At 41.4% G+C, this 21,620-nt stretch carries 26 protein-coding genes and 3 pseudogenes; 16 read left to right on the top strand and 13 right to left on the bottom strand.

Annotation, left to right across the window (positions count from 1 at the left end; translation table 11 throughout):
* Positions 1 to 364 precede the first annotated feature (364 nt).
* Positions 365 to 742: a transposase gene (locus tag HC246_RS22690; RefSeq protein WP_169365701.1), complete on the bottom strand. Its 378-nt coding sequence runs from the start codon at positions 740 to 742 to the stop codon at positions 365 to 367.
* An 88-nt stretch (positions 743 to 830) separates the two neighbouring features.
* Positions 831 to 1,163 (bottom strand): COG3415 family protein, encoded by a 333-nt coding sequence (locus HC246_RS22685; RefSeq protein WP_169365700.1) that lies wholly within the window; start codon positions 1,161 to 1,163, stop codon positions 831 to 833.
* Positions 1,164 to 1,673: 510 nt separating this feature from the next.
* On the opposite strand from HC246_RS22685, the gene HC246_RS22680 reads away from it, so the two are divergent.
* From HC246_RS22680 to HC246_RS22665, 4 genes and pseudogenes are all read left to right on the top strand, one after another.
* The gene (locus HC246_RS22680) at positions 1,674 to 3,215 is read left to right on the top strand and encodes an ATPase, T2SS/T4P/T4SS family (RefSeq protein ID WP_169365699.1); all 1,542 of its coding nucleotides are present in this window, start codon (positions 1,674 to 1,676) and stop codon (positions 3,213 to 3,215) included.
* 470 nt (positions 3,216 to 3,685) lie between these two features.
* The gene (locus tag HC246_RS22675) at positions 3,686 to 4,159 is read left to right on the top strand and encodes a Nif11-like leader peptide family RiPP precursor (RefSeq protein WP_169365698.1); all 474 of its coding nucleotides are present in this window, start codon (positions 3,686 to 3,688) and stop codon (positions 4,157 to 4,159) included.
* 252 nt (positions 4,160 to 4,411) lie between these two features.
* Positions 4,412 to 5,080: a hypothetical protein gene (locus HC246_RS22670; RefSeq protein ID WP_169365697.1), complete on the top strand. Its 669-nt coding sequence runs from the start codon at positions 4,412 to 4,414 to the stop codon at positions 5,078 to 5,080.
* 69 nt (positions 5,081 to 5,149) lie between these two features.
* Positions 5,150 to 5,467: pseudogene (locus tag HC246_RS22665) on the top strand (Y-family DNA polymerase); the annotation flags it as partial.
* 8 nt (positions 5,468 to 5,475) lie between these two features.
* On the opposite strand, the gene HC246_RS22660 reads toward HC246_RS22665, so the two are convergent.
* On the bottom strand, positions 5,476 to 5,931 hold the full coding sequence (locus HC246_RS22660) for a transposase (RefSeq protein WP_225903096.1): 456 nt from the start codon (positions 5,929 to 5,931) through the stop codon (positions 5,476 to 5,478).
* 96 nt (positions 5,932 to 6,027) lie between these two features.
* Here HC246_RS22660 and HC246_RS22655 point away from each other — a divergent pair, with 96 nt between their 5' ends.
* Positions 6,028 to 7,086, top strand: coding sequence for an IS4 family transposase (locus HC246_RS22655; protein WP_169361901.1), 1,059 nt, complete (start codon positions 6,028 to 6,030; stop codon positions 7,084 to 7,086).
* On the opposite strand, the gene HC246_RS22650 is transcribed toward HC246_RS22655, so the two are convergent.
* The 3 genes from HC246_RS22650 to HC246_RS22640 all read right to left on the bottom strand — a co-directional run bounded on the left by HC246_RS22650 (position 7,064) and on the right by HC246_RS22640 (position 8,539).
* Positions 7,064 to 7,411: a transposase gene (locus tag HC246_RS22650; RefSeq protein WP_225903095.1), complete on the bottom strand. Its 348-nt coding sequence runs from the start codon at positions 7,409 to 7,411 to the stop codon at positions 7,064 to 7,066. The genes HC246_RS22655 and HC246_RS22650 overlap by 23 nt on opposite strands.
* A 193-nt stretch (positions 7,412 to 7,604) precedes the next feature.
* The gene (locus HC246_RS22645; protein ID WP_169365696.1) at positions 7,605 to 7,787 is read right to left on the bottom strand and encodes a hypothetical protein; all 183 of its coding nucleotides are present in this window, start codon (positions 7,785 to 7,787) and stop codon (positions 7,605 to 7,607) included.
* Between the two features lie 2 nt (positions 7,788 to 7,789).
* Positions 7,790 to 8,539 (bottom strand): hypothetical protein, encoded by a 750-nt coding sequence (locus HC246_RS22640; protein ID WP_169365695.1) that lies wholly within the window; start codon positions 8,537 to 8,539, stop codon positions 7,790 to 7,792.
* Positions 8,540 to 8,792: 253 nt separating this feature from the next.
* Here HC246_RS22640 and HC246_RS22635 point away from each other — a divergent pair, with 253 nt between their 5' ends.
* From HC246_RS22635 to HC246_RS22625, 3 genes are all read left to right on the top strand, one after another.
* On the top strand, positions 8,793 to 8,936 hold the full coding sequence (locus tag HC246_RS22635) for a hypothetical protein (protein ID WP_169365694.1): 144 nt from the start codon (positions 8,793 to 8,795) through the stop codon (positions 8,934 to 8,936).
* A 13-nt stretch (positions 8,937 to 8,949) separates the two neighbouring features.
* Entirely contained in the window at positions 8,950 to 9,033 is an 84-nt protein-coding gene (locus HC246_RS27080; RefSeq protein ID WP_169365937.1) for a nuclease A inhibitor family protein, read from the top strand.
* A gap of 242 nt (positions 9,034 to 9,275) precedes the next feature.
* Complete coding sequence (locus HC246_RS22625; RefSeq protein ID WP_169365693.1) at positions 9,276 to 9,701, top strand: QcrA and Rieske domain-containing protein; 426 nt, start codon at positions 9,276 to 9,278, stop codon at positions 9,699 to 9,701.
* A 269-nt stretch (positions 9,702 to 9,970) separates the two neighbouring features.
* Here the strand turns inward: HC246_RS22625 and HC246_RS22620 are convergent, their stop codons facing one another.
* Positions 9,971 to 10,432 carry a hypothetical protein gene (locus HC246_RS22620; RefSeq protein ID WP_169365692.1) on the bottom strand — a complete coding sequence of 154 codons (462 nt, stop codon included), beginning with the start codon at positions 10,430 to 10,432 and terminating at the stop codon, positions 9,971 to 9,973.
* Positions 10,433 to 10,564: 132 nt separating this feature from the next.
* Here HC246_RS22620 and HC246_RS22615 point away from each other — a divergent pair, with 132 nt between their 5' ends.
* The 3 genes and pseudogenes from HC246_RS22615 to HC246_RS27075 all read left to right on the top strand — a co-directional run bounded on the left by HC246_RS22615 (position 10,565) and on the right by HC246_RS27075 (position 11,694).
* A complete protein-coding gene (locus HC246_RS22615) occupies positions 10,565 to 11,017 on the top strand; it encodes a YpsA SLOG family protein (protein ID WP_169365691.1) in 453 nt (150 codons plus the stop codon).
* A gap of 33 nt (positions 11,018 to 11,050) precedes the next feature.
* Positions 11,051 to 11,296, top strand: a complete 246-nt coding sequence (locus HC246_RS22610) for a type II toxin-antitoxin system Phd/YefM family antitoxin (protein ID WP_169365690.1) — start codon at positions 11,051 to 11,053, stop codon at positions 11,294 to 11,296.
* Positions 11,293 to 11,694 (top strand): annotated as a pseudogene (locus tag HC246_RS27075) (type II toxin-antitoxin system VapC family toxin). Before HC246_RS22610 ends, HC246_RS27075 begins: the two are co-directional and overlap by 4 nt.
* A gap of 164 nt (positions 11,695 to 11,858) precedes the next feature.
* On the opposite strand, the gene HC246_RS22600 reads toward HC246_RS27075, so the two are convergent.
* The 5 genes and pseudogenes from HC246_RS22600 to HC246_RS22580 all read right to left on the bottom strand — a co-directional run bounded on the left by HC246_RS22600 (position 11,859) and on the right by HC246_RS22580 (position 16,047).
* Positions 11,859 to 12,509: an HAD family hydrolase gene (locus HC246_RS22600; protein WP_169365689.1), complete on the bottom strand. Its 651-nt coding sequence runs from the start codon at positions 12,507 to 12,509 to the stop codon at positions 11,859 to 11,861.
* Between the two features lie 389 nt (positions 12,510 to 12,898).
* Positions 12,899 to 13,897 carry a formamidase gene (locus HC246_RS22595; RefSeq protein ID WP_169365688.1) on the bottom strand — a complete coding sequence of 333 codons (999 nt, stop codon included), beginning with the start codon at positions 13,895 to 13,897 and terminating at the stop codon, positions 12,899 to 12,901.
* A 176-nt stretch (positions 13,898 to 14,073) separates the two neighbouring features.
* A pseudogene (locus tag HC246_RS22590) lies at positions 14,074 to 15,254 on the bottom strand (IS256 family transposase).
* A gap of 227 nt (positions 15,255 to 15,481) precedes the next feature.
* Complete coding sequence (gene cutA, locus HC246_RS22585; protein ID WP_169365687.1) at positions 15,482 to 15,817, bottom strand: divalent-cation tolerance protein CutA; 336 nt, start codon at positions 15,815 to 15,817, stop codon at positions 15,482 to 15,484.
* Between the two features lie 17 nt (positions 15,818 to 15,834).
* The gene (locus HC246_RS22580) at positions 15,835 to 16,047 is read right to left on the bottom strand and encodes a hypothetical protein (protein ID WP_169365686.1); all 213 of its coding nucleotides are present in this window, start codon (positions 16,045 to 16,047) and stop codon (positions 15,835 to 15,837) included.
* Between the two features lie 146 nt (positions 16,048 to 16,193).
* Here HC246_RS22580 and HC246_RS22575 point away from each other — a divergent pair, with 146 nt between their 5' ends.
* Both HC246_RS22575 and HC246_RS22570 read left to right on the top strand, forming a co-directional pair.
* Entirely contained in the window at positions 16,194 to 16,646 is a 453-nt protein-coding gene (locus HC246_RS22575; protein ID WP_225903094.1) for a DUF29 domain-containing protein, read from the top strand.
* A gap of 95 nt (positions 16,647 to 16,741) precedes the next feature.
* Positions 16,742 to 18,073 carry a cytochrome P450 gene (locus HC246_RS22570; RefSeq protein ID WP_169365685.1) on the top strand — a complete coding sequence of 444 codons (1,332 nt, stop codon included), beginning with the start codon at positions 16,742 to 16,744 and terminating at the stop codon, positions 18,071 to 18,073.
* A 212-nt stretch (positions 18,074 to 18,285) separates the two neighbouring features.
* Here the strand turns inward: HC246_RS22570 and HC246_RS22565 are convergent, their stop codons facing one another.
* A complete protein-coding gene (locus HC246_RS22565; protein WP_169365684.1) occupies positions 18,286 to 18,978 on the bottom strand; it encodes a hypothetical protein in 693 nt (230 codons plus the stop codon).
* Positions 18,979 to 19,135: 157 nt separating this feature from the next.
* Here HC246_RS22565 and HC246_RS22560 point away from each other — a divergent pair, with 157 nt between their 5' ends.
* From HC246_RS22560 to HC246_RS22550, 3 genes are all read left to right on the top strand, one after another.
* The gene (locus HC246_RS22560) at positions 19,136 to 19,486 is read left to right on the top strand and encodes a two pore domain potassium channel family protein (RefSeq protein ID WP_169365683.1); all 351 of its coding nucleotides are present in this window, start codon (positions 19,136 to 19,138) and stop codon (positions 19,484 to 19,486) included.
* Between the two features lie 167 nt (positions 19,487 to 19,653).
* On the top strand, positions 19,654 to 20,901 hold the full coding sequence (locus HC246_RS22555) for an aminotransferase class V-fold PLP-dependent enzyme (protein WP_211167927.1): 1,248 nt from the start codon (positions 19,654 to 19,656) through the stop codon (positions 20,899 to 20,901).
* Between the two features lie 72 nt (positions 20,902 to 20,973).
* Positions 20,974 to 21,579 carry a CPBP family intramembrane glutamic endopeptidase gene (locus HC246_RS22550; RefSeq protein WP_169365682.1) on the top strand — a complete coding sequence of 202 codons (606 nt, stop codon included), beginning with the start codon at positions 20,974 to 20,976 and terminating at the stop codon, positions 21,577 to 21,579.
* Positions 21,580 to 21,620 lie beyond the last annotated feature (41 nt).

The following is a 21,620-nucleotide window of genomic DNA, read 5'->3' as shown; positions in this document are numbered from 1 at the left end:
AAGAGTAAAATCATTGACTAAGCGAAAGAAAGCAAAAGGCAAGGAAAAACTCGTATTGCCCCTAGGGACACCAAGCCCGTTACAGATGTTTTCTTTCAAACCCACCACAAGAAAATGGTCGCAGGGTGAAGCCCCGTCTTGGTTTTAACATTTTAGCTGTGGCACAACTGATCGGAATTTGCTGTAAGTATAGCGGTTTTCAAATGAGCGTAGTACGAGCGTCACATTCATAAAACTAACCAAAGAAGTCAGATTCGGAAACAGAATTGAAAGCGAGAGTGATAGCCGCATGAAGCTGCTCAGTGGTTCTCGGAGCAATTGAACGCAAAATGGATTTGACTTTTGACCAAAACATCTCAATCGGTTATAAATCAGGAGAATAAGTGGGTAAGAAAATCAGTTTAGCGCCAGTATGCTCAATTGCAGTTTTGACCTCATCGCTACAGTGGAGATTGAGATTGTCTATCACAACGACCATTGTATCGTTTAGCTGTGGTACAAGTACCTCAGTCACATAAAACAAAAAAGTTACTGCATTGTTACTACCAAAAAATGATAGAGCCGCAATTACACCCGTAATGGTGATCGCCGCGATTATGGTCAGATTTTTACCTTTGTTGTGTGGGTTGCACCCATGTGCCCTTGTTCCTTTTTTTGACCTTGCATAAGTCCTAGCCATATTTAGGTTTGTGCCTGACTCATCGATAAACACCAGATTATTGGTTTCGATTGCCCACATCATCAGTTGATATTCTAGTCTCAACTGTTTGACTGCTTCACTTTCTTGTTTGTCGGCATGAAAAGTTTTTTTTGCGGGTTAACTCGATTTCCTACAAGGCTCGACAAATCGTGGACTGACTTCCCAATATCTCTGTCTTTTCCGCGAACCTTTGCCTGATTTCTAGCAAGATTATGTCGTTTTGACCATCAATGATTGCTTCTGGGATTGGGTAATGGGTTGCGTTGACTTTGGCTACTGCTCCTCCTCCATGGGGTTTTGCCGACACACTTCCTGTTTGTTTTTGTCTTTGCACCAGATTATTGACCCAGTTTCGACTTACCGCAAACCTATCTGCTACTTCTTTCATCGTGGTTTTCCCTTTTTGATAACCTGCGATTACTCGTTCTCTCAAATCCTGTGAATACGCTTTTCCTGTTTGCATTTTCTCTTCATTTTACCTTGCTCATGCTCATTTGAAAACCGCTATAACAGTTCTATCGTGGCGATCAACCTTGACACTTTCAAGCTCTCCGATTGGAAGTGAAAAATTTGAATAGCAAGTTTTTTTAGTTAGATCTTCAAAAATTATCTTTATCTTGATATTCATACCCGCGATCGCCTATTTCATTTAACAACCAGTAGACCTATTGGGTAATAAGCTCAAAAGCCTCAAAAGCTAATCTGGGTAAAAGTTTCAAGGTTATTGATTTAAAACTACTGAAACCTTTTCTGGATAACGATTTTAGCGATTTTAATTGTTACTACCCAACAGGTCTATTATTTACTGGAAGACAGGTAAACTGGTTGCATATCACACCATAGATGTGTTGTTTGTCATTGTGCGTTTGTGTTGCAAATCATTATTAACTCAACTGATGTAGAGGATATTAATTGGCATCAGATTTTTTCTGTCTCTCATTTTTACCCTTACATCGGAGTATTAATAATCCAAATGCCAGAAAAACTTAGTCTTGAGGAACTCAAGCTCGATCCATATATTTCACCAGTTGAAGCCAGACTTTTAGTACAAAAAATCTTGGAGGGGAAACCTGGTTTATTTCCTATAACAGGACAACTTGGCACAGGCAAAACCACAACATTATTTATAATTGCTTACTATGCTTGGCAAAAAAGTTTGCCTGTTACCTTGCTCTCCGAGGAGAGCAATTGGTTCGATTTAGTACAATTACAATTACCTCAAAGTTGGGTGACTCAACATGTGGAGCCATCTGAACAAGCTTGGTTGGATGCAATTGATCAGGCAACAGCCAATCCATCAACTATTATCGTCATTGATATACTCAATGGAAATAACGAAGCAGCAGCTCTCATGGCAGCAAAATCTAAGCACTGGGTCTTTGCCTGTATTGACACTCCTTTTGTAGGAATAGATGTACTTCCCAACCTACGGGCTAGAGGGTTAACCAGCCAAGAGATTTTGGAGAATGTTTCAGGGGTAGTTTCACAAATGCTCCTACCTCGTTTGTGTGGTAACTGTGGACAGTTAGTTGCAGCGAGTTTGGAGGAGACTCGGCTGGTTTATCCTGATAGTCGTAAATCAAAAGAACTATGGCGCGAGATTGGCTGCCAAGTATGTTCTGGTCGAGGAAAAATTGGGCGTTGTGCATCTTTTGAAGTCCTTCATATTGATGATGAAGTAAAACCTTTATTGGAAGACTATTTAGCCCGCAATATCTTAAATCGGCTTCCGAATCACAAACATTTCACCATGCAAAATGGATCGAGAGATTTGGTTAAAAATGGACTTGTGGGGATCCAAACTTACCAACGTGAAGTATTACAGAATCCACTGTTGCGGATACAACATTTCTGGGAACAAGAAAACTTTCGCGCTAAGCAGTTTCAAGAGATGTTTGGACGCTTTGTGACTCAACAGCTTGTAGACAGGATTATGTCTCAGCAAGACTTTGAGCAAATAGTTGAAGGCGAACGAAAATATGTCACCTGCTTCTTCTGTGATGTTCGTGGCTTTACAACTCGTGCAGAACAAAGCTCTCCGTCAGAAATCTTTCTAACTCTCAATCGATATTTTCGGGAAATAATCGATACAGTGTTCCAATATGAAGGGACGATCGATAAATTTATTGGGGATTCGGTGATGGTTGTTTTTGGGGCTCCCATCGAGCAGACTGACCAAGAACTTCGAGCTGTGCAATGTGCGATCGCAATCCAGCAAAAAGTGGCTGAAATCAATCGAACTGAGACTGTGCCGATTCACATTGGTATTGGAATTAATTCTGGCGAAGTTATGGCAGGCTGTCTCGGTAGCGATCGACGGATGGACTATACCATTTTAGGTGATGTTGTTAACACAGCAGCTCGTCTAGAAAGCCAAGCTCAGCCAGATCAAATTCTGATCGGTTCGGAGACTTATGCTGCTGTACAAGATAAGGTGGAATGTCGTGGCATTGGATCTTTAAAACTCAAGGGAAAAGTTGAGTCATTAGAAGTTTTTGAGGTTGTCTATGTATAGCAATCTTATCTGGAGTAATAAATCGTAGCTTTCATAGCGACAGGATGCTTAAACACCTTTTTGTTATGAATCTCAGTTTCCACAAAATGCAAACTTTATTTCTGATATGATTTCAAAGTTCCTACTCGATAGGAACTGTTATCTATTCAAAACAAAATTTTAAATGACCAAAGAAGAAAGGTGATCTCACGAGATCGCCTTTCTTTGTTAGTATAATGCCGCTTCATAGCCTTGGTAATAATCCCGATCTCTCATTTAACAAATAGGGGAATAATCTGCATGATCGAATAACTAGCGATCGTTCCCGCGATCATCATGGCTAAAAACCAAGGAAACATTTGCCAGATACAATATGCCATCACCCCCAATGATGCGATCGCATGGATGAAAAATAATAGGCGAAAATATGTGAGTCTAGATTATAGGTGTAGCAGATTTTAGTACCATGTTTGATGCTCTAGAGGAAAATTGTGAAAACCTTTGAAATGGACTGCGATCAATTTTTCAGAAACAATAAGATTACTCAGGTCATTTTCATGTCTTCTCAATCTCTACAAGAATTTAAAGACCAAATCTCACAATCAATTAACTTACAAGAGAAAATTGATTTGATTCAATCGCCTGTGGAATTAATTCTTATTGCTAAAGCGATGGGTATTGAATTAACTAACGATGATTTAAAGGAGATCGCGCAAACTGCTTTTCACCAATGGGTGTCACAGCTATCTGGGTCGATACAGAATTTTTTTGAAACAGCCCAAAATAATCAAGAGTTAAATCAAAGACTCAGACAATGTAAATCGTCAAGTGATGTAGTTGTTCTTGCTAAAGAACACCAGTTTGAATTTTCTGAAGTAGATCTTCAACAGGCAGCCACTTTATCTCAAAAATTAGAAGGGTTTAGTTTTGAAAAATTATGGTTCAAGCAATTGGGATTGATTTAGATAGAATTAAATAGCACCTCAGCAACAAAAAACTTAGTTTTCGGTTCTAGTGGAAAATAGAAATCGATGTTTGCCACTAGAACGACGGCAAGTCCTATGACTACAGAACAATTGCAAAAGATGTATACTGAGAGTCGAGCTTATTTGCGGTTGAATGCCTATATGTAAATAGAGATCGCTAAATCTCAACCCAACGCCATGATGATATTGTACTGAGACTCCACCACTATATAAGTACTCATCAGAATCTCTATGACCCCACCAGATGCCGAACGAGATCTCCTTGCTGCCTTAGAAAAGCTGAGGAATGCTTCCTTCCCTCTCGAATTATGGAAGAGTCCAATCTTCCGTGGAGCATCGGTGGTTCAGAGGTACTGTGCACCTAATTCTCCATATGTTGTCATTGCAATGGGTATTGTCTCTGACTTAGCTACCGTAGGCGCTAGTGGAGTCCTTGAACCAGGATGGGACAGCCCAAGGAGTAGTATGGTCGGACTATTGAATGCTGTACTTGAGGATGTGAGGGATGGCTCGCTTTGGCGTGGAATTTGGGACGCAAAGAACGAAACTTGCGCCGATATTCTTGAACAAGCTGAGAGCCTATTTGAGTCGAAATACTTTGCAGCCGCAACTGTACTTGCTGGGGGGACACTCGAAACCCATCTTAAGGATCTCTGCCTACGTTACAACATCAATTGGTCTGGTAATGGAAGTATCAACAATTATAAAGATGCTCTGTCAGCGGAGCAGAAAAAAGGTGCTATCTCATTTTTCTCTTTGGGTGACAGTAAGCAAGTGACTGCGTGGGGCGATCTAAGAAATAGTGCCGCACACGATCCTTCTTCAATCTCCACGGTAAACTCTGTAGCTATTCATAGCATGATCGTAGGAATTAGAGACTTCATTAATCGTGTACCTTAAAGCTTATATTGATCATACCCAATCCTAGATCTAACTTGCTAGAATAAGATTGTCGTACATATATCAGAGATGTTTGCTCTCGTTGACTGCAATTGCTTCTACGTTAGCTGTGAGCGAGTGTTTGACCCATCGCTTGAGGGTAAGCCTGTAGTCGTACTGTCGAACAATGATGGTTGTATCGTAGCGCGATCGCCTGAAGCAAAAGCACTCGGTATTCCAATGGGTACCCCTTACCACAAATATAAAGCTGTACTTCAAAAAGCAGGTGCGATCGCACTGTCATCTAACTACGAACTTTATGGGGATATGAGTCGTCGTGTCTAAGGTGTTCTTTTTGCCTCTGTGCCAGAAGTCGAGATTTATTCAATTGATGAATGCTTCTTAGAAAGCATTTATCAATTGACAGCAGTAAGATTTTTAAGCATTTTTCGGATCAAAGCTATGTAAATAAACGACTCTGAGATATTCTCATAAAATTCATAGTCCTTGCTAAGTCTACGATATTTGTCTATCCAAGCGAAGGTTCTCTCCACTACCCAACGCTTTGATTCAACAACAAACCCTTTCTGCGCTTCAGCCCGTTTGCTTACTTCCCAAGTGCAACTAAAGTTGTCTTTAACCCACTGGGTGATATCCTCGCCAGAGAATCCCTTGTCAACTAATATCTTTTGTAAGCGTCTCAGTGGATACTTGAGATTTGCTAATAGTCTCATCGCTCCTGCTCTCTCGCCAACATTTGCTGGGCATACGAGAGCGCCAAAGACTAACCCCAATGTATCAACCATGATGAAGCGTTTGCGACCCTTGACCTTTTTACCACCATCAATACCACGACTACCTGCACTATCCATTGTTTTAACACTTTGATCTTAGTACAGGACAAAAAGTTGCAAAAGTAGGCAGGGAGGGGTTTTATAAAAGATAACCACATCGTAAATAAAACCCCTATGAAAGAGATTAACCTATTCCGAGAAAAGTTGCAGCAACATCTGCAATGGAATAGAGCAAGACTAGCCTTTGTGTCCATGTTCTTGATCGCGCTAATGCGAGTAAAGACAGTAAACCTAGCTGAAATTGCCACAGGATTTAGTGGTTATGCCAAAGTCGAATCACACTATAAGAGGTTACAGAGATTTTTTCGAGACTTTGAAGTGGACTATGAAAAGATCGCACTCATGGTCGTCAAAGTCATGCAAATCCCCGAACCTTGGGTAATTTCTATCGACCGCACCGATTGGGAATTCGGTAAAACCGTGTTTAATGTGCTGACATTGGGAATAGTGCATTACGGTATTGCATTCCCGTTGGTATGGATGATGCTGGACAAAAAAGGTAACTCAAACACCCGTGAGCGCTGTGAATTGTGTAATCGATTTCTGGAAATATTTGGAGACCGCAAAATCGACTTTTTGAGTGCAGACCGAGAGTTTGTCGGTGAGGATTGGTTAGATTACTTGTTGTGTGAACCATGTAACCGTTTTCGTATCCGCCGTAAAAATACTTTGCTCAATGACGGGCAGAAAAAACTGCGTGCCGACATTTGTTTTCAAGACCTCCAAGTTGGTCAGTCCAAAGTATTGTCCAAGCCCAGAAAGGTTTGGAACCATTGGCTTCGTATAGCCGCTATGCGTCTTGATGATGGCGATTTATTAATTGTCGCGACGACTCATGACCCTGATACGGCTATTGCTGACTATGCTAAGCGTTGGGCTATTGAGACTTTATTCGGGTGCTTTAAAACCCGTGGCTTTTGTTTGGAGTCCACTCATCTTCAAGATCCTGAACGTCTTTCCAAACTAATTGCTTTGCTTACTCTGGCTTTATGTTGGGCTTTTTCTTCTGGGCTTTGGTTGGCTCAACTAAATCCCCTCAAGCCTAAAAAACACGGTCGTCTTCCTAAAAGCATTTTTCGCCTTGGTTTTGATTTCCTTCGTCACATCATCTTTGACTTACATCTCAATTCTCAAGCCTTCTTTAACTCCATTAAATTTTTGTCCTGTACTTAGCACTTTGACTATCGAGACTGACTAGACTCGGTGTTGCTTCTCGACCATCAGCTAATCGTACTTGTGTGCTTATCTGGTAATTGATTTCAGCTATAACTCCTGTTTTTGTCCATCTTTGAAAGTAGAAGTAGACCGTTGAATATGGTGGCAAATCATGGGGCAGATTTTCCCATGTACAACCATTCTTGGCTATGTAGAAAATCCCATTCAGCACTTCCCGAAAATTTGTTTTTGGTGGTCTCCCCAATTTTGATGGTTTTGGCAGCATTGGTGCAATTATTTCCCACTCTTCATTGGATAAATCGGTATTATAGGCTTGGCGCATTTTGGCTGGCTGATACTAGACTTCATCAGTATTCATACCTGTTTTGGTGCGCCCTTGCTTTCTTAAATGCTTTCTAAGATTTGGTACTGCTGCGATCGCGTCAGGCTTGGCACATGGTCAGTCTCATAAGTCACTGGTAACTTCAGATCGGGACAGACTTCAGCGTCAATGCCTTCAGGATGGATCTCACAGACTAAATCATTGCTATGGACATAATTGAGACAGCGATCGCAATCGGGTATTTGGGGTATTGGTTATAGATAGGCGATCGCGGTTCTAGTGGAAAATATTTTCCACCAGAACAGGTGTAAATATTTACAGTGGTTGATCGTGTTAAGAAATCCTCTGTGCGATCGCTATTCTCCGCCGACAACATTACTACTTCGGTTGAATGGCAGGTAGTGCTATTGAGTCACAGATCTTGAATAGATTCCATTTTTCTCTGCTAGTTTTTGCCGCAAAAGTCATTTGATGATCGTTTTTTAATGCGTAAACATAGGGGATTTTTTCTTTGTCGGAGATTACCATTGTGAATGATTGACTGTTTTGAGTGATCGTATATGGGAATTCAGAACGCGCAGAATTCTGCGTCTCATCAATAGATCGCCAAATCATTTTATTGTCTGAGGTAAAAATTGCTCTCACTACCATCGCTCGGGGTGCAATCATCAACCAAGTTCCAAGCACTGGATTTTTTGGCGAAGAAGTTAGTTCAGAAGTCTCGCAAGCCTTTCTTAATTTAAGCTTTTTGGAATAGTAAGATCCTGTGGAGTTGAATAAAGTAGCTTTATCATCTGCCAGCACTTGAACGTCATAGTTTGTGGTCACTTGATCGCTAGTTGTAATTGCTAACTTCTTACCGTCAGCAGAAAAAACATACTTGGCGATTTTCTCAGATCCTATTCTGTCTTCATAGGCAACGATTGGCAAAATCATTACTTGCCCATCTGCGGTGAAACGCATTCTGGAGAGACCTGAATTACTGTCGTCAGAGATCCAAATACCCTTTAATGGATTTGGTGGCTTAGCAGCTTGTATTTCAGTACTACAGGCGAGGATAGAGATAGAAGCACTAGTGACAATACCCAGCAAAGCTTGATTGATATTCAACATAATAGAGAATGGCATTGTTGCATAAAATAGGGACTGCGGTGGTGTGGCATGATAAGTTGAAACTACTACTAAGAAACACCATAGACATGAAAAGTATGCCCGATTAACAGCAGTGCGATCGCAGAGGTAACAGTAGTCAAAATCTGCTTTGCTTTCATGGCGTTTACCCAGATTGGTTCTAGTGGAAAATCTTAATACCCTCATAATCTCATGTTTGCCGAGCTATTGGTGATCGCAGTTTGTAACGGAGCGATCAACTTCTTACTCAATGGTCATTGTGGAGACAGCGATTATCGTTTTTTTTGAGGGGGAAGATACCAATAACAATGATGTCACGCTAATCGTTACAATGCGATCGCACTTTGTAACAGAATCCGATCCAAATAACCGCAGTATGGTCATATCAAAATAACTAGGCTTTATCCATGACAGCCAAAGAAATCACCGATCACCTCTCGACTCTATCCAAAGATTTGCTATTCCCCAGTGAATCCGAATATCCCCTATAACCGTTCACATGGGAATCAGCAACACTTACACCTCAAACTGTCTTTGAGCGATCGCATGATGTTCTAGGGGAAAGTTGCCAAGATTGTAGCGTTTATAAGATGAAATTTAGGGGCGATCGCATTTTGTAAATATATGAACCTTTTAGCCAAAAAATTTGTCTCAATACTACAAGTAGTCTGAATCATAGAGATGTCATGATTAGTTGTCTTTGCCAAAAAGAATATTTAAAGGAGATTTAACCGTGGAACGTCGTAAATTTTTGATGTTGTTTGGTGTTGGCACTGTGGCAAGTTATCTGCCTGTAGCGATCGCGGCTTGTTCTTCTTTGTTAAAACCCGATGCGGCTTCAGCACAATCTAATTTTTTGGTAGTTGGCACTGTCGCCGATCTAGACAATGCAGGTCAAATTCTTAAGGACACTGAAATTGGGACTATTGCAGTGGTTCGCTCTCCTGATAATCCACAAAACCTAGCAGCCGTCGATCCTACCTGTACCCATAACGGCTGTACGACAAGTTGGGATAGTAGCAGCCAAAGTTACAACTGTCCTTGTCATGGTGCTAAGTTTGATGCCTATGGCAATGGCATTAGTGGACCATCTAGAAAACCTCTCAGAACTTACGATGCGACAATTCAAGGTAATTCAGTTTTAGTTAGAAGAAGTTAAGCATAAGTTTCTTTTTGATGCGATCGCTTTTTTATACGGATGATATCTGAGAACTTGCGATCGCACTCTGTAAAACCTACCCGCAAGCCTAAACAGCCATTCCTAATCTCTCTACAAAATCCTTAAATACTTAGAGATAGACAATAATTGAAGATAGTCTTTTCAAAGATCGCATGATGTTCTAGTGGAAATTTACAATGCAAAAATGTGGTTTCAAGACTGCATTTAGAATCAATTACCGTTTGTATGGGAAATCAATCTGCAATTGATTATTTAGGCTTTGAGATAGAAAATTGCTTGCGGATAGGCTTGGAGTTGTCTGTATTTATGGAAAGTACAATCTCGTAATTACCATCGGGCCATCCATTAGTTGGGGCAGTTAGATAGGAATAAACGAATTTTGTGTCAGACTTTGTTTCGAGAGTTATGCTATCAATATCAGTTGCTTTAACTGATTCACCTCCTAAGTATTTCCAATCAATTTTGATCTTTGTTCCTTCAGGTGCATATTTGATATTCGATGTGACAAAGATTTTGGGTGTGTTGTTCTGAAATTGAGAGATGTCGCTAGCACATGGCTGATTTTCTGGGGCTTCGGTACAGGTTTTGACATCTTCTAGCGTTGCGGTAGATATGTTAAAGCTACAGGCTGCTGTAACAACAGCACTCAATCCAAATAGGACAGAAAGCCTTACAACTTTGGTGCTGTTTTTTTGCAAATTCTTTAACATTCTTTTCTCTTTTTTTGATTGTTTTCTTTACAATTTGTTCGAGACAAAACTATAGATGCGAAAAAATCATAGTGTTGTGATCCTTAAAGATCCAGTAGCGATCGCACTTCGTAACACCCTACAATCCAGACTATGAACACTCCCGTAACTTTAATCATTTCAGGTGGACAAACTGGTGCAGACTGGGGCGGATTGTTGGCGGCGGCGGATGTTGGTATTGCTATAGGTGGACTTGCTCCTAAAGGATACCTAACTGAGTTGGGAGCAAACCTAGAGCTTGCCAAGTTTGGCTTGGTTGAATCAGATAGCGCTGATTATGAGGTTCGCACTGTCCACAATGTCCTAGCTGCTGATGCAACGGTGATTTTTGCGGATCATATCGACAGCGACGGAACAAAATTAACGATCGCCACTTGCATCAAATATCAAAAGCCTTATCTCATCAATCCCAATGCTTTAACTTTGCATGATTGGCTATTGGAACAACAAATCAAAGTATTAAATGTGGCTGGTAATCGAGAATCTATAGCCCAAGGCATCAGCGATCGCACAAGGCAAATTGTTAGAGATGCCCTGTTATACTAAACTTAGTCAATAAACTTAGTCTAGTATGTTTATATGGAAACCGTTAATATTCATCAGGCTAAAACTAATCTTTCCCGTCTTTTGTCAAGGGTTGAACTTGGAGAAGAGATTGTTATTTCTAACCGAGGTGTTCCCGTTGCTAAGCTCGTTCCATTTTGTACTTCTTCTAATCGAAAAGCTAGTTTAGGAATAGATCGTGGGCGTTTTGTCGTGCCTGAAGATTTTAATGATCCTTTGCCAGAAGATATTTTGTCAGCATTTGAGGGTGGTGAAGGGTGAAACTGTTAATGGATACTCATATCTGGTTGTGGTGGTTTGCCCAGCCAGAGCGTTTGAGTGAAGAGGCGATCGCTTGCATAGTCGATGAAGCTAATGAAGTATGGTTTTCGGTGGCAAGTGTCTGGGAAATGTCTATCAAAGTTGCGCTCGGCTAGTTGCCACTACCAGAACCAGTAGATAGCTATATCTCAAGTCGCATGATGCAATTGGGGGCGCGATCGCTCGATATTTCAGCCAATCATGCATTGCAAGCGGCGGCTTTACCTTTACATCATCGCGATCCATTTGATCGAATGTTAATAGCACAGGCTCGATTGGAAAAGATGACGATTGTGACGGCTGATCATATGTTTAGCCAATATCAAGACGTTTCTATCCTTTGGGCGACAAATTTATAGAGATCCGATAGTAATCTCCAATCCCTTCACAAACATCGAACTATGATCGGATATGGTTCTAGGGGAAATTTGCCAAGATTGTAGCGCTTGTGAGATTTAGTTGGGGGGCGATCGCATTTCAGTCAGTTTATAGAATCCTTGAACCACGCGGAATTTTCAAGGATTCAGAATTTCACTGCAATCAATGGAGGAATTTCTTTCGGGGAATGAACAATAGCATCAGCACCATGATTATTTAATTCTTCTGGTGAGCCATAACCATAGGTGACTCCGATCGCAAAAACTTGATTTTGCTTTGCACCAATCACATCATGAGAGCGATCGCCAATCATCACGGTTGCATTAGGATCAAGATTTTCTGTGAGTAAAATATGCTTAATTAATTCACCTTTAATACTGCGTGTACTATCTAATTCACTGCCATAGATGCCATCAAAGAAAGCCGACAATTCAAAATGCTCAATAATCTGCTTCGCGTACACATGGGGTTTAGAGGTTGCTACATAGGTTTGATAGCCATCTGCACGAATAGATGCAAGTGCTTTGGGAATTTCGGGATAAAGCTCATTTTCAAATAAGCCAATGGTTGAGAAGCGATCGCGATACAAAGAAATAGCACGATTAATTACAGCTTGCTCCTCAGTTTGTAGCAGTTGTGCAAAACTTAGACTTAGGGGTGGTCCAATACACCATAGCAATTCATCAGTAATTGGTGGTTGATGACCAAGTTTGGACATCGCATATTGAATACAGGTCGTAATCCCAACCTTCGGATCGGTGAGAGTGCCATCAAGATCAAATAAAATTGCTGCCATTGTGATTTAAGCTTTTTCGCATCAGGGGATCGATATCTCCTTAAAGTTTATAAGGCGTTTAAATATAGAAATTCACGGTTACGCTGGGTTGCGGGGGCACATTGGCGATCGCATATTAGTTCTAGTAGAAATTTGCAAAGATTGTAGCGCTTGAGGGACTGGTTTGAGTGGCGATCGCTTTCCTCTCACCCCTTTTTATTTAGCATAATCCTACTGGCAAATGCTTTGTTATAGCGGTTTTCAAATGAGTGTATACTCATTTGAAAACAAAAAATCAGTCCCAGTAAGAGTTTTGAGTTTTCATTTTGCCGTAGGCAAAATGAAAACCGCTATAAAGGCTTCGACTTCTCTCAGCATAAGGTGAACGGTGAAATCGAAGCCTCATCCAACTATTTCGGATTGCTATATGTCCGCTCAGGCACGGGAAATCCACAAGAAGTTCCATCTTTATAGATTACTTCTTCTTCCCAAGGGAGAGAATACTTTCCCTTTACCATATCCTGCATATACGTGTAGGGACAGTCTTGAGCGCCACCTTTGACAGCCACATAGCCTCGATGCCCAAATTGGTAAATATTATTTTCTACACTCCAATATTTGCGAGCTTCACGAACTAGATCGGGACGAACTTCGGCAGTAATAATCTCATCAGGACGGTGACTACCCATCACCAAAGGCTGACCATCAAAGTTAACAATCATCCCTTCCCCCATAGAGTCAAAGCTACCATCAGACCCACACATGCAGACCGAAGCTGTCACCATCAGGTTACAGAAAGCATTTGCTTGATTAGTGATCTGCCAAGAATGACGAATTGGAGCTGTATAACCAGCAGTACGAATCATGATTTCTGCGCCCTTATAAGCACATTCCCTCGCCATTTCAGGAAACATGCCATCATGACAAATAATCAGCGCGATCTTACTCCCATTAGGTCCTTCACAAACTGGGATTCCGAGATCCCCCGGTTCCCAAGGTTCAACTGGAACCCAAGGATGTAGTTTGCGATAGTAAAGTTTCAATTCGCCTTGATTGTCAATGATAATTCCACTGTTATAGGGATTACCTTGAGGATTATATTCCATCAATGAGAAGCAACCCCAAATATTATTGTCAATGCAAGCTTGCTTAAATGCTGCTACTTCTGCCCCATCTAAGTTACACATGATTTCTGGATTAGTATCCATCGACAGACCATGCAAAGAATATTCAGGGAATACGACGAGATCCATAGTTGCCATATTTCGCCTTGCTTTAGCGACCATTTCACAAATACGTTGAGTTTGGGCTGCTAAGTCTTGTTTGGTGACAACTGTTGGAAGTTGAAGTTGCACCATCCCTATCACTAAACCATTAGGGGTTTTATTTAAGCCGCCGAGTCCACTCATGATTTCCTAAAAGTTTCTAGTTTTACATGGTTGATTATTAAGGTTATATCTCAAAGAGATGGTATTTTTTGATAGATAATCAATGATCAAATCGGGCATTGGTCAGCTAATCGGGGATAGGTGCTGAAACGCCCATTTCATGATGACAAAAAAGCCGCAAATACGTCGATCACACTTTAACTGTCCAGTGCCCGCTTGCTGTTACTGTCTTGGTTTAGCCATTCCACAGGTGAAATATTCCGCATTGCCAAATAAACCAGCTTGAAAGCAGCTTCGTCGGTCGGAAAAATCTGTTGAGACTTAATCACCTTCCGCAAACTGCTATTCATCGACTCAATGGCATTGGTGGTATAAATCGCCCTACGAATCTCAGTGGAGAAAGCAAAGAAGGGGATAATGTTCGCCCAATGACTACGCCAAGACTTGGAGATTGATGGATATTGCTTGTCCCACTTTTCAGCAAACAACTCAAGGTTAAACTCAGCCTCCGACTCCGTTGCAGCGCTATAAATAGCCTTGAGGTCAGCACAAACTTGCTTGCGCTGTTGCCAAGGTACAAAAGCGACTGAATTCCTGACCATGTGGACAATGCATAACTGCACCTGAGTTTTCGGAAATACCGTCTCAATGGCATTAGGGAAACCAGTCAAGCCATCGACACATGCAATCAAAATATCTTTGATGCCACGGTTGTGAATTTCGGTCAGTACTGACAGCCAGAATTTCGCACCTTCATTGGGAGAAATCCACATACCCAGTAATTCCTTGTACCCATCCATATTCACCGCCAAGGCAAAGTACAGGGACTTATTAATTACCCTGCCATTGTCTCGGACTTTAATGACCAGACAGTCCAGAAATACGATTGGATAGACCGCATCAAGGGGACGATTTTGCCATTGCTTTACCTCATCAATCACGGCATCAGTGACATTGGAGATTAATGTCGGTGATACTTCGACTCCATACATTTCCTGCAACTGGGCTTGAATATCCCTGACACTCATGCCTCGTGCGTAGAGAGCAATGATTTTTTCATCTAGTCCTGACAAGCGGCTTTGTCCTTTCTTCACCAGATGTGGTTCAAACTCACCACTGCGATCTCGCGGTACTGCAATTTCTGCTACGCCAAAGTCCCCTTGGACTTTTTCTGGCTATAACCATTGCGACTGTTGGTTTGTCCTTCTGGTCTGGGTTCATGTTTGCCGTAGCCAAGATGGTTTGATAGCTCTGCTTCCAACGCCCGTTCCACCAACGCGGTCGTCAGTTGCTTCAGGATTCCTCCTTCTCCGAATAGGTCAGGTGGAGTTTTACATTCTTGCAACAATTCGTTTAGCAATTCTTTGCGTATATTCATCTTTTGGGTGTTAGTTATTGTGTGTCTTGATTATCTCTCTGTATACTTCCTAGACTTTACACAGATTACTTTACACTCTCTGCTAATCCCTTCTTTGCCCTTTTTGTCAAAATACCTTTGTTTAAGGTCATCACTGAAAAGAATCACAATGCCACAATGGATAGAGCTTATCAAGCACTAAAACAGAAATTATAGGCTTAGCGCTGTAGAGCGCTTCTTGAGTTGAATTATTCCAAAGAATCTCCAAAAATAGATTTTGCCCAGAGTAAATAATTTTGCTCAACTGCGATCGCTGGTATGGCAATAATTTCTGGCACTTCATAGGGATGTAGAGAACTCAATCTAGCTGATAGGGATTCATAAAGGCTTGCCATGGTTTTGATTAAAACTAGATGCTCTGATTCTTGACAGGTTTTACCTTCCCAAATATAGGTAGATGTCATACTGGGCATCACTTGAACGCAAGCAGCAAGTTTTTCTTCGACAAGTATTTTGGCAATGTTATTGGCAATATTTAGATCGGGAAAGGTTGTCATAATGACTATTAACTCTGGGTTAGACATAGCTACTGACTGTCTCCTTACTTAACAAACAGTGTAATTATCTGCAAAATCGAATAACCTGCGATCGATCCTGAGATTATCATGGCAACAAACCAAGAAAATATTTGCCAGATGCAATATGCCATCACACCCAATGTTTGCGATCGCAGGGATGAAAAATAATAGGCGTAGATATAGCAATGTAAGAGATAGCTAGGACAAATCAAAACCCAAAAGATGAGTGGCAGCACTTCTCGCTGCCACTCATCTTTTGGGTTTTATGTCCTAAGCAAAACTTACATTGCTATACCTGAATTTTGATTTAGGTTTAGCAGACTTTAGTTCCATGTTTGAATTGTTCTAGTGGAAAATGAGGAGGATAGCTTAAGGGAACACTATGGAAATGGGTTTATATAAAGAAGATTTTTATCGGTGGACAGTAGAGCAATCTAATCTATTACGATCAATTGAATTAGAAGGGCTTGATACAAAAAACCTAGCCGAAGAGATTGCATCGTTGGGGAGGCAAGAACGGAAAGAGTTAAGGACTCATTTTAATGTTGTACTTGGTCATTTACTAAAGTGGCATTTACTACCACAAGAGCGCAGTAAACTTTGGCAAGTGACAATTGACAGCGAACGTCGAGAAATTCTCTGGATATTGCGAGACAGCCCTAGCCTCAAAGAAAATCTCAGCGAAATTATCAAGGATAGTTATGAGGCAGCTTTGTATCTTGTGAGGCTTGAAACTTCTCTTGAGTCTAAGGATTTGCCAAAAGAATGTCCTTATAATGGTGAACAAATTTTGGATTTATGTTTTCCTACTGGTATTGATGAGGAGTTGGATTAAAATCCTATGAAATGGACTGAGATCAATGAGGTTGTATTACTCAATGACAGAAAGTTATAAAATATTTCTAAACTTTATCTAGTTGTGAGAAATCTATGCCTCTTCCTGTTGGTTCTAATCTCAATCCTATTTTGCAATTAGCTCAGTGGATTACTGATCCTTTAGGAGTTATGGATAGCAATGCGGCTCAGTTTGGGGATATCTTTACCTTGCGTTGGGCGGGATTAAAAAACATTGTGATGGTCAGCGAACCGAATGCTTTACAAGTAGTATTGACTAGTCCTTCTTTTACGGCTCCTGGGGAAGCTAATGAGATTGCTCGTCCTTTGGTTGGCGATCGCTCAGTAATTTTAATGAGTGGTGAGCAACACCAACAACGCCGCAAGTTGTTAATGCCTCCTTTTCATGGCGATCGCTTGGTCAGCTATGGTCATATTATTAGCAAAATTAGCAATCAAGTTATAGACCAAATTGGCTTAAATCAAGCTTTTAATGTCAGAGCTATCATGCAAGACATCACGTTGCGGGTAATCTTGCAGGTAGTGTTCGGTTTGTATGAGGGTGAGCGCTTAGAATTACTGAAGCAACGCTTGGTTACTCGGCTAGATGTATCTTCCACAAAGTTGGGAGCGATGTTTATTTTTCTTCCCTTCCTACGCCAAGATTTAGGTGCGTGGAGTCCTTGGGGACGTGTCATGAAAATGCAAAAGGATTGCGATGAGTTGATTTATGCTGAAATTCAGGAACGTCGAGCTAATCCTGACCCCGAACGGATTGATATCCTTAATCTCTTGTTAGCGACTCAGGATGAGGATGGTAATTATTTAGGTGATGTGGATTTGCGTGATGAGTTAATGACTTTGCTGTTTGCGGGACATGAAACAACGGCTACGGCTCTAGCTTGGGCTTTGTATTGGGTGCATAAGTTACCCGATGTTTATCAACGATTAATGTCGGAGCTACAAAGCTTAGGCGATCGCCCCGATCCCATGGCTATCTTTAAGGCTCCTTACCTAACTGCTGTTTGTAATGAGACTTTGCGGATTTATCCTGTGGCAATGACGACTTTCTCAAGACTAGTAAAGACTCCCGTAGAAATTTCAGGTCAAATGTTGGATGCTGGCACAGAAGTCCTTGCTTCTATTTACCTCACGCATCGCCGTACAGATTTGTATCCTGAACCTGAGAAGTTTCGTCCTGAAAGGTTCCTCGAACGTCAATTTTCTCCCTATGAGTTTATTCCTTTTGGCGGTGGTAGTCGTCGGTGTTTAGGTATGGCTTTGGCTCAGTTTGAAATGAAAATTATTTTGGCGACCATTTTAACTAATGCTCGGTTGAGTCTTAGCAATCCATCCCAAAATCTTTCCCCCGTAAGGCGTGGGGCTTTACTTGCTCCAGAAGCTAATTTTACGATGCTCAAATCCTAATGGTTCGATACAAATTTTTGTGAAACAACTGAATCTATAAAATTACAATCGATGTTTTCCCTAGAAATAGTATGGTAGCCCTAAAAAGGAAAGTATTTATTGTGGTAAGGATGGGCGACGTGAAGCGCTGCCCATCCTTATCTATTTAGCACTCCCAAATCTCGGAGCGTTTGGGCTAGCGGCGATCGCACTTTAGCCAATTACTAATCTAATCAAAGTATTTGACCAACCATTAATTCAGCCTCCTCTTCATTAGAACTCAATTCAGGTAATGGTTGTGGAAGTTCAGAACTTTCTAGCATCTTTGCAGGAGGATCGGTTATTGGTGATGCAATATCTAATGAAGGATAGAGCCAGCCTGAGAATAACTTAGTCATTTGTGGCATCAGCAGATAGGACATTGTCGGAACAGCGATCGCTGTAATAATTGCCACACGAAATACTAAAGGCAAATTTGATAATGGCTGTTTAAGAATTAGAGAAATGAAAGTAATTAATGGGAATACCGCCAACCAAGTAACCACAGTCATTTTGTAGCGAGGTGGAGGTGTAATTGATGGATTTCCAGAAAGAGTAAACCAAGTTTCTAAACCAGTTAGCACCTGAATCTGAGGTGGACTGACAGTCAGTGATTCGGCTATGTCAAACCAGTACTTACGTTCTGGCGATGTTTCCCAATTACGGAGATTGCTGAGGCGATCGAACTTAAAAATGATGCGATACTCTGGATCATCAGAATTAACAGGGGGAAAGATACTACTGCCCAAATGACCATGAAACTTTTCACAGGCTGCGGTGATACCCGATAGAAACAATTCAAATTCGGCTTTACATTCAGGCTTAACCCGTCTTGAAATTACAACAGTTACCGATGGATCATGCAAATTATTTTGGGATTGTGACATGATTGATTTTCCCTAGTGATGTGATTTATGCCAAAACAGTCTCAGGCGATCGCGGATGAGGCGAGGTTGCTATTACAAACTGTGATCCCACATGGATCAGATAGCGTGACATTGCTATGCTATTTGTCAAATCTCCCTAGAATAGTTAATGAATGTAATGACAAACCTTATTAAATCAATAAAGCAGTCAGAATCAATTCAGATTTTAGTCCGCAGATTTGCCACTTATCTTGTCTTGTCAGCAGTTTTCATCCTATTAGGGCTAGGGATAGGCGTTATTGGTTATCACTGGGTTGCTGGTTTCAGTTGGGTAGATGCTTTAGTTGAAGCTTCAATGATTCTGAGTGGTATGGGACCAATTAGTCCATTACCGAATATCAGCGCTAAGATTTTCGCCTCTGTATATGCTCTTTTTAGTGGATTAGTTTTTGTCCTTGCAATGGGGATCGTTTTATCTCCTGTTGTTTATAGCTTGCTCAGACATTTTGATATCAATAAAGAAGCTTAGATGAGAACCAAAATCTTTGAGGCTTGGCGAAGCCACGCCTCAAAGATTTTGGTCAAAAAATGTTCGCTTTTACCTTAGTTTCAGATGGCTGCAAGTCACGGTAGAATAGGCATAGCTGAGCAAGAGTTATTTGTTTGTAGGAGTTGGGTTTGATTTCTTCAGCAGCAATGTCTAAAAGTTTAGAGTCTGACACTTTAGAGCGCGATCGCGAACAGGATTTGTTAATGCATCGATCGCATTTTCCTGCTTTAGAAGTTGAAAATCGTACTTACTTTAACTATGGTGGTCAGGGGGTTTTATGTGGGGCAGCCTTAGAATCAATCACCAAAAACTTTCATCATATTGAGCAATTAGGTTGCTTCTCCAATGCCGCAGGTGACTGGATGATGGCGGAATATGCAGCCACCAAAGAAGCGATCGCTCAAGAGTTTCAAGTGAGTGCAAATACAATCACCCTCACCGAAAATACAACTATTGGTTGCAATATTGCCCTATGGGCAGTGGATTGGCAACAAGGCGATCACCTATTGCTATCGGACTGCGAACATCACGGGATTATTGCCAGTGCCGTCCAAATTCAGAAACGTTTTGGTGTGGAAATCGACTATTTCCCTTTGAGCAATACGCGCAATGCTAGCTCCAATGACAAAGACAGCACCGAAGTTGTTGACTTACTAGTACAGCATTTGCAGCCCAAGACCCGTTTGGTCATGCTCAGCCATATTTGCTGGAATACAGGACAGGTTTTGCCACTAACTGCCATGGTTAAAGCTTGTCATGAGCATCATGTTTTAGTTGCTGTGGATGCAGCTCAGTCAGTAGGCGTATTGTCGCTCAACCTTGGGGAAATTGCCGCAGATTTTTATGCCTTTACGACCCATAAATGGTGGTGTGCGCCCCTCGGTTTAGGAGCCTTGTATATTCGTCCTGAAATTTTTGATCAAATCGAGCCTGTCTTTGTGGGTTGGCGTGGACTCACAGGTAAAACCCCGATTCCTCAATGGAAACAGGATGGTGCTAGGTTTGAGGTGGCTAGCTCGACCTACACACTTTATGAGGCTTTACGCCTAGCGATCGCCCATGCCAATAGTTGGGGTACGCAGCAACAACGCTATCAACGGATCTGTGAATTGAGTCAATTATTATGGCAACAACTCAATGATTTGCCCCACATTGATTGCGTTCGCCAAGTGCCGCCAGAATCAGGTCTAGTTTCCTTCCAAATTAATCGAGACATTGCTAAAAGCGCGATCACGCAAAAGTCACATGGGCTAATTGCAAGACAACTAGAATCAGAACATCAAGTCTTTATCCGTGCTCTTCCTGAACCAGACTGTCTCAGGGCTTCAGTCCATTACTTGACTACTATGGCAGATCTTGATCGCCTCGTCTCCATCATTGCCACACTTGCTTGAAGACATAAGTGAGTATCTCTCTCATAATCCTGCCCCTTTTTAACCCAACCAAATAATCATTAGGCTCCCGTCATGGCTCTCTTCTCACAAGCTCCTCAGCAAAATCAAGATAAAAAAAACGAAACTTTATCGCGATCGCAAGTCCTAATTGCTATGGCAGTGACCGCAATCATCTTTTTAGGAATTTCTAAGGGTTGGGTTTACTTAACAGGTATCCCGATGGTTCCGCTTTACTGGCAACCACAACATGGAGCGATCGGTTTGGGAATTGGCGTAGGAGTGGCTTTGCTCAGTAGTCTAATTTATGAAATATGGGAAAGCTATCGCCTTGCGGCTCAAGAATATCTAGAAATGGTACTTAAACCACTAGAACTAATTGATTTAGTTTGGTTAGGTTTATTACCTGGGTTGAGCGAGGAAATGCTATTCCGTGGTGTGGCTCTACCTGCTCTCGGCATGAATGGACTTGCCTTGATTATTACTAGTGTTGTGTTTGGTGTATTGCATATGGCAAGTGCCAAGCATTTGTCTTACACAGTTTGGGCGATCGCGGTGGGTATGATGCTCGGCGCTGTGACAATGTATACAGGCAATCTCCTATCCGCGATCGTTGCTCATGTACTGACCAATGCTCTCTCTGGGCTAATCTGGAAATACAAGCAATCTAAGCTTGCCTAGGGGTTCTGGGATTTAGATTTTACACATCATTAACTAGATAC

The sequence above is a fragment of the Pseudanabaena yagii GIHE-NHR1 genome (assembly GCF_012863495.1).
Taxonomy (GTDB): Bacteria; Cyanobacteriota; Cyanobacteriia; order Pseudanabaenales; family Pseudanabaenaceae; genus Pseudanabaena; species Pseudanabaena yagii.
Note: the sequence above shows the minus strand (reverse complement) of the source record. Positions and strands in the feature narration are given on the sequence as shown.

Excerpts from the sequence above, each read along its gene's own strand:
- HC246_RS22690 (WP_169365701.1), bottom strand. The coding sequence starts at position 742 with ATGATGTGGGCAATCGAAACCAATAATCTGGTGTTTATCGATGAGTCA.
- HC246_RS22685 (WP_169365700.1), bottom strand. The coding sequence starts at position 1,163 with ATGCAAACAGGAAAAGCGTATTCACAGGATTTGAGAGAACGAGTAATC.
- HC246_RS22680 (WP_169365699.1), top strand. The coding sequence starts at position 1,674 with ATGCCAGAAAAACTTAGTCTTGAGGAACTCAAGCTCGATCCATATATT.
- HC246_RS22670 (WP_169365697.1), top strand. The coding sequence starts at position 4,412 with ATGACCCCACCAGATGCCGAACGAGATCTCCTTGCTGCCTTAGAAAAG.
- HC246_RS22660 (WP_225903096.1), bottom strand. The coding sequence starts at position 5,931 with ATGGATAGTGCAGGTAGTCGTGGTATTGATGGTGGTAAAAAGGTCAAG.
- HC246_RS22655 (WP_169361901.1), top strand. The coding sequence starts at position 6,028 with ATGAAAGAGATTAACCTATTCCGAGAAAAGTTGCAGCAACATCTGCAA.
- HC246_RS22650 (WP_225903095.1), bottom strand. The coding sequence starts at position 7,411 with ATGCGCCAAGCCTATAATACCGATTTATCCAATGAAGAGTGGGAAATA.
- HC246_RS22645 (WP_169365696.1), bottom strand. The coding sequence starts at position 7,787 with ATGTTGTCGGCGGAGAATAGCGATCGCACAGAGGATTTCTTAACACGA.
- HC246_RS22640 (WP_169365695.1), bottom strand. The coding sequence starts at position 8,539 with ATGCCATTCTCTATTATGTTGAATATCAATCAAGCTTTGCTGGGTATT.
- HC246_RS22635 (WP_169365694.1), top strand. The coding sequence starts at position 8,793 with ATGGTCATTGTGGAGACAGCGATTATCGTTTTTTTTGAGGGGGAAGAT.
- HC246_RS27080 (WP_169365937.1), top strand. The coding sequence starts at position 8,950 with ATGACAGCCAAAGAAATCACCGATCACCTCTCGACTCTATCCAAAGAT.
- HC246_RS22620 (WP_169365692.1), bottom strand. The coding sequence starts at position 10,432 with ATGTTAAAGAATTTGCAAAAAAACAGCACCAAAGTTGTAAGGCTTTCT.
- HC246_RS22615 (WP_169365691.1), top strand. The coding sequence starts at position 10,565 with ATGAACACTCCCGTAACTTTAATCATTTCAGGTGGACAAACTGGTGCA.
- HC246_RS22610 (WP_169365690.1), top strand. The coding sequence starts at position 11,051 with ATGGAAACCGTTAATATTCATCAGGCTAAAACTAATCTTTCCCGTCTT.
- HC246_RS22600 (WP_169365689.1), bottom strand. The coding sequence starts at position 12,509 with ATGGCAGCAATTTTATTTGATCTTGATGGCACTCTCACCGATCCGAAG.
- HC246_RS22595 (WP_169365688.1), bottom strand. The coding sequence starts at position 13,897 with ATGAGTGGACTCGGCGGCTTAAATAAAACCCCTAATGGTTTAGTGATA.
- cutA (WP_169365687.1), bottom strand. The coding sequence starts at position 15,817 with ATGTCTAACCCAGAGTTAATAGTCATTATGACAACCTTTCCCGATCTA.
- HC246_RS22575 (WP_225903094.1), top strand. The coding sequence starts at position 16,194 with ATGGAAATGGGTTTATATAAAGAAGATTTTTATCGGTGGACAGTAGAG.
- HC246_RS22570 (WP_169365685.1), top strand. The coding sequence starts at position 16,742 with ATGCCTCTTCCTGTTGGTTCTAATCTCAATCCTATTTTGCAATTAGCT.
- HC246_RS22565 (WP_169365684.1), bottom strand. The coding sequence starts at position 18,978 with ATGTCACAATCCCAAAATAATTTGCATGATCCATCGGTAACTGTTGTA.
- HC246_RS22560 (WP_169365683.1), top strand. The coding sequence starts at position 19,136 with ATGACAAACCTTATTAAATCAATAAAGCAGTCAGAATCAATTCAGATT.
- HC246_RS22555 (WP_211167927.1), top strand. The coding sequence starts at position 19,654 with ATGTCTAAAAGTTTAGAGTCTGACACTTTAGAGCGCGATCGCGAACAG.
- HC246_RS22550 (WP_169365682.1), top strand. The coding sequence starts at position 20,974 with ATGGCTCTCTTCTCACAAGCTCCTCAGCAAAATCAAGATAAAAAAAAC.